Genomic DNA, 5659 nt, shown 5'->3' with positions numbered 1-5659 from the left:
AGGAGAATTTAAATGAACACAATTATTATTAATAAAATCATGATGCATATGCTTGATTTTGAGCATCGTAAGATATATTTAAGTGAAGATTTCTGTGAATTAAATGATACAACTCAGGAATATTATCATAAAAAAGTAGAAAAAGCTTTATACAGTCCAGCTATTAAAGAACTCGTTGTTCCTTCACTTCATGAATTATTACTTCGTGCAGATAAGATGCTTGAAGACGATGAAGAATTCAAGAAGCAGGCAAAGGAAATTAGTGAAAAGTTCTTTGCATTAGGTTCAGTGATTGAAGAAATGCCTAATAGTAATATTCTTTATGTGGACTGCTATCGTGATGGTGTGCATATTATTGCTGCTTTAAAGCTTAATTATAAGTATAATTCTGTATCTCTTGTAGAAGAGGAAAATGTCCGTATTACAAGAAGACAGGTTCTTCCTCAGATTGGTACGGCAGTTGATGAAGCAATTATTATAGATACAGATCATAAGAAGATATCTCTTATTGAGAAGAAGTACTTGATTGATGGCAAGATGGATACTTATTTAAATAGTCAGTGGATCAAGGGTGAAGAGAAGTTGACTGATCGTCAGAAGATTTCTACTATGAAGAAAGTAGTAAATAAGATTGATGATATTTATCATGTGAATGATAAAGAAGCACTTCCACTTGTGAAACAGGAAATATTAGAAAGAACACAGATGGGAGAACTTGTTAAACCGATAGAAGTAGTTCGTAAGGTTATGGAAAGAGATTATCAGGCTCAGGAAGAATCAGAAACAATGTTGAAGGATCTTGGGATTGGTGAAGATGATACAATTTCTTTAAACGCATTAGGACGTTCTGTAGAGGTTGTTAAGATTACTCTTGATGAGAATATTCAGATAACTATGCCAGTAGATGAATATGTGAATGGCTCTACTTTTGAAAAGAAAGAAAACCCTGATGGAACAGTTTCTATCGTATTAAATAACATTCAAGACATCACAATCAAGTAACCGTTTACATTTTTTTGCCTATATTGTCTGAAAAGAATGAATTTTGGTCATATTTATTGTATAATAAAGTTCATGAAGGGAGACATATAGGTATGTTAGATAATTTTTTGATAAAATTGTTTTTTGAAGGAAAGTGTTTAGAGGCATATAAGGTATTCGGTGCTCATCCGGATAAAAAGGGCGTTCGCTTTACAGTATATGCACCACATGCAAGAAGTGTTCAGGTTATAGGTAATTTTAATAACTGGGACGGAACACAGCATTATATGGAGAGATATAATGATGGTGGTGTGTGGACTCTCTATATTGAAGGGCTAAAGCAGTATGACCTTTATAAATATAGAATTGAAACACCTTCTGGAGCTATTGTTGATCGTGCAGATCCATATGCCTTTTTCAGTGAAATTAGACCAGGTACAGCATCTAAGGTATATAACTTAGAAGGCTATCACTGGCATGATTCTAGATGGATGAAGTCACGTTCTAATAACTATGATCGTAACATGAATATCTATGAAGCGAATCTTGGTTCTTGGAAGATGAAAAAGGAATTTACAGATACATCTGATGGAGAATTTTATACATATGAAGAAATGATTGATGAAATCATTCCTTATGTAAAGAAGATGGGCTATACACATATTGAAGTAATGCCTTTAAATGAGTTCCCATTTGATGGCTCTTGGGGATATCAGGCAACAGGTTATTTTAGTGCAACAAGTCGTTATGGACATCCAAAACAGCTTAAGAATTTCATTAATGCCTGTCATAAAGAAGGTATAGGTGTCATTATGGACTTCGTGCCTGCTCATTTTGTTAAAGATGGACATGGTCTTTATCAGTTTGATGGAGGCTGGGTTTATGAATATGCAGATGTGAATAACCGTTATACTGAATGGGATTCAGTATATTTTGATGTAACAAAAGATACTGTGCGTTCATTCTTAAAGAGTGCTGTTCATTTCTGGGCAGAAGAATTCCATATTGATGGTATTCGTTTTGATGCTGTCAGCAACCTTATTTACTGGAAAGGTAATAAAGACTTCGGTGCAAACAATGGGGCTTTAGAGTTCCTAAAGACTATGAATGAACAGATTCATGAAAGATATCCTACATTAATGACTATTGCAGAAGACTCAACTGATTTCCCATATGTTACTAAACCAGTTAAAGATGGCGGTTTAGGATTTGATTATAAGTGGGATATGGGCTGGATGAATGATACATTGAAGTATTTCAAAGAAGATCCAGTTTATCGTCAATATGATCATAATTTATTAACTTTCTCAATGATGTATTTCTATTCAGAAAGATTTATTTTGCCATTCTCACATGATGAAGTGGTTCATGGTAAAGCCACTATTTTAAATAAGATGTGGGGACTTGATGGAGACAAGTTCGCACAGGCAAAAGCTTTATATACATATATGATGACTCATCCTGGTAAGAAGCTTAATTTCATGGGTAATGAATTAGGTGAATACAAGGAATGGGATGAAAGAAAAGCATTGGCTTGGAATATCTTAGAATATCCACAGCATGATTCTTTCCATCATTTTATACAGGATTTAAATAAGATGGTTGAAGAACATCCAGCTCTTTATAGTATGGATTATGATCCAGAAGGATTTAAATGGCTGGTTGTAGATGATCATAATCAGAGTGTATTCTCATATGCTCGATTTGATAAGAAAGGCAACTGTTTAGTTGTAGTAGCTAACTTTATTGGTAATAGTCATAAGAATTATGCTGTGCCAGTACCATTTGCCGGAAGCTATAAAGAAATCTTGAATACAGATAAAGATATTTATAACGGTTCTAATTACACAAATACACGTGCTTTAAGATCAAAGAAGGGTACTTGTATCAATGAAGCACAGAGTATTCATGTAAAGTTAGCACCATTTAGCGCTATGGTATTTGAATACCATAAACCAGCTAAAAAAACGTCTTCTAAGGAGAAGAAGACAAAGAAAAGTGTTGTAAAGGAAGGAAAGTAGTAAATGTTTAATACAAAAGAAGAATTTAAATATGAATTTTCTAAGCGAATCATTGAGTCATATGGTCGTACAGTAGAAGAAGCACATTTAACGGAAAAGTTCATGGTTCTTGAAACTATGGTACGTGACTATGCATCTGTTAACTGGGCTATGACAAAGATGGCAGTTCAGGCTAAGCAGCAGAAACAGGTTCACTATTTCTCAATGGAGTTCTTAGTTGGTCGTCTATTAGTCAACAATATGATGAACTTAGGTATTTATGAAACTGCAAAAGAAGGTCTTGCTGATTATGGTATTAATATCCATGATCTAGAAGAATTAGAATCTGATGCTGGTTTAGGTAATGGTGGTTTAGGCCGTCTTGCTGCCTGCTTCATGGATTCTTTAGCTTCTTTATCTTATCCAGCTTTCGGTAATACTATTCGTTATGATTATGGTTTCTTCAAACAGAAGATTGAAAATGGATATCAGGTAGAAGTACCAGATCAGTGGTTACGTTTAGGTAATATGTGGGAAGTAAGAAAACCTAAGCATGCAACAGAAGTTAAATTCTGGGGTAAAGTAATCTGGGATGATGCAACTGGTGGATGGAAGCATGTAGATTATGAAGCAGTACGTGCTGTTCCTTATGATATGCCAATTGTTGGTAATGATACTAAGGTTACTAATACATTAAGATTATGGAAAGCTGAACCTAGTGAAAATATCCCTACAAATAAGGATTTCCGTCAGTATGCTCAGGAAGTTAATGATATCTGCCAGACATTATATCCTGATGATTCTACTCATGCTGGTAGAGTATTACGTTTAAAACAGCAGTATTTCTTTGTATGTGCTGGTATTAATTCAATTATTCGTGCACATTTAAGAGTTTATCCTGATTTAACTAACTTCCATGAAAAGAACGTTATTCAGTTAAATGATACACATCCAGTATTAGTTATTCCTGAATTAATGCGTGTATTTATTGATGATTATGGAATGGAATGGGATGATGCATGGAATATCGTATGTAAGACTTGTGCATATACAAACCATACAATCCTTGCTGAAGCATTAGAAAAATGGCCTGTTGATATGATGAGAGACTTATTACCAAGAGTTTATCAGATCATTGAAGAAATCAATAGACGTTTCATTGGCTTCGTAAAACAGCAGACTGAAAATGATAATGACTTATTACAGAGAGTTATGATCATTAAAGATAATCAGGTACATATGGCTAGACTTGCGATTGCAGGTTCATTTAGTGTTAATGGTGTAGCGCAGCTTCACTCTGACATCTTAAAAGAAAGAGAAATGAAGGATTTTGATACTTTATATCCTAACAAGTTCAACAATAAAACGAATGGTGTGACTCATAGAAGATGGCTTGCATATTGTAACCCAGAGTTAACTTCATTAATCAATGAATCAATCGGGGATAGCTGGATGCATAGACCTGATGATTTACAGAAATTAGCACCATTTGTAGAAGATTCAATTACTCAGAGTAAATTCTACAATGTAAAACAGCAGAGAAAACAGATTCTTGCAGATTATATTAAGGAACATAATGGTATTGATGTAGATGTTAATTCTATCTTTGATATTCAGGTTAAGAGATTACATGCTTACAAGAGACAGTTATTAAATGTAATGCATATTATCTATTTATATCAGAGAATGAAAGAAGATAGCAGTTTCAGAATCTATCCACATACTTTTATCTTTGGTGCAAAAGCCGCTCCTTCTTACTATTTAGCTAAGAAGATTATTAAGTTAATCAACAGCGTTGCGGATAAGGTAAACAATGATCCAGAAACAAATAAATACTTAAAGGTTGTATTTATTGAAAACTATGGTGTTACTATTGCTGAAAAGATTATTCCTGCTGCAGATGTATCTGAACAGATCTCTACTGCTGGTAAGGAAGCAAGTGGTACTTCTAACATGAAGTTCATGATGAATGGTGCTGTAACACTTGGTACATTAGATGGTGCCAATGTAGAAATTGCTGACTTAGTTGGAGATGACAACATTGTAATCTTCGGTATGAAGGATAATGAAGTCAACGAATTAAAGGCAAAAGGTACTTATAATTCTTGGAATGAATACAACAATAATCCAAACATCAAGAAGGTTGTTGATTCATTAGTCGATGGTACTTTCCATCCATCAAGAGAAGAATTCAAAATTATCTTTGATGAATTAATGAGCAGAAATGATGAATACTTCTTATTAAAGGATTTCGAAAGCTATAGACTTGCTCAGGAAAAGATCAACAACTTATATCAGAATCGTCAGAACTGGTCTAAGATGTGCTTAGCTAATATTGCGAAGAGTGGTCATTTCTCAAGTGATAGAACTATTGAAGATTATGTGAAGGATATCTGGCATTTAAATAGGGTAAAAATCTAATGAAAGATACATTCGTACTAGATGTAGATGGTGAAGAAGTGACTTGTGAAGTTATCTTAGGATTTACAGATGACGCAACAGGAAAAGAATATATCATTTATACAGATAACAGTTCAGATGAAGATGATCAGTTGAATATCTATGCTTCACAGGTAGATCCTGAGGATGCAGATAATATTCTTCCTATTGAAACAGAAGAAGAATATGCATTTATACAGGAAGTATTAGACTCAATGATGTCTGAAGATGAAGAATAA

Annotated in this window: 4 protein-coding genes; all 4 read left to right on the top strand. The window is 33.9% G+C overall.

The window, feature by feature from the left end; translation table 11 throughout:
- Positions 1-12: 12 nt before the first annotated feature.
- The 4 genes from B2S90_RS04705 (at position 13) to B2S90_RS04690 (ending at position 5659) form a co-directional block, all read left to right on the top strand.
- The gene (locus tag B2S90_RS04705; RefSeq protein WP_279067800.1) at positions 13-1002 is read left to right on the top strand and encodes a nucleoid-associated protein; all 990 of its coding nucleotides are present in this window, start codon (positions 13-15) and stop codon (positions 1000-1002) included.
- 92 nt (positions 1003-1094) lie between these two features.
- Positions 1095-3002: a 1,4-alpha-glucan branching protein GlgB gene (gene glgB, locus B2S90_RS04700; protein ID WP_055234763.1), complete on the top strand. Its 1908-nt coding sequence runs from the start codon at positions 1095-1097 to the stop codon at positions 3000-3002.
- Positions 3003-3005: 3 nt separating this feature from the next.
- Positions 3006-5402 carry a glycogen/starch/alpha-glucan phosphorylase gene (locus B2S90_RS04695; protein WP_278779611.1) on the top strand — a complete coding sequence of 799 codons (2397 nt, stop codon included), beginning with the start codon at positions 3006-3008 and terminating at the stop codon, positions 5400-5402.
- On the top strand, positions 5402-5659 hold the full coding sequence (locus B2S90_RS04690) for a DUF1292 domain-containing protein (protein WP_055234767.1): 258 nt from the start codon (positions 5402-5404) through the stop codon (positions 5657-5659). The genes B2S90_RS04695 and B2S90_RS04690 overlap by 1 nt, the downstream gene beginning before the upstream one ends.

This window comes from Catenibacterium sp. UBA627 (assembly GCF_002299355.1).
In the GTDB taxonomy this organism is placed as follows: Bacteria; Bacillota_I; Bacilli_A; order Erysipelotrichales; family Coprobacillaceae; genus Catenibacterium; species Catenibacterium mitsuoka.
The sequence above is the reverse complement of the archived record's forward strand: the minus strand, read 5'-3'. Positions and strand labels throughout refer to the sequence as shown.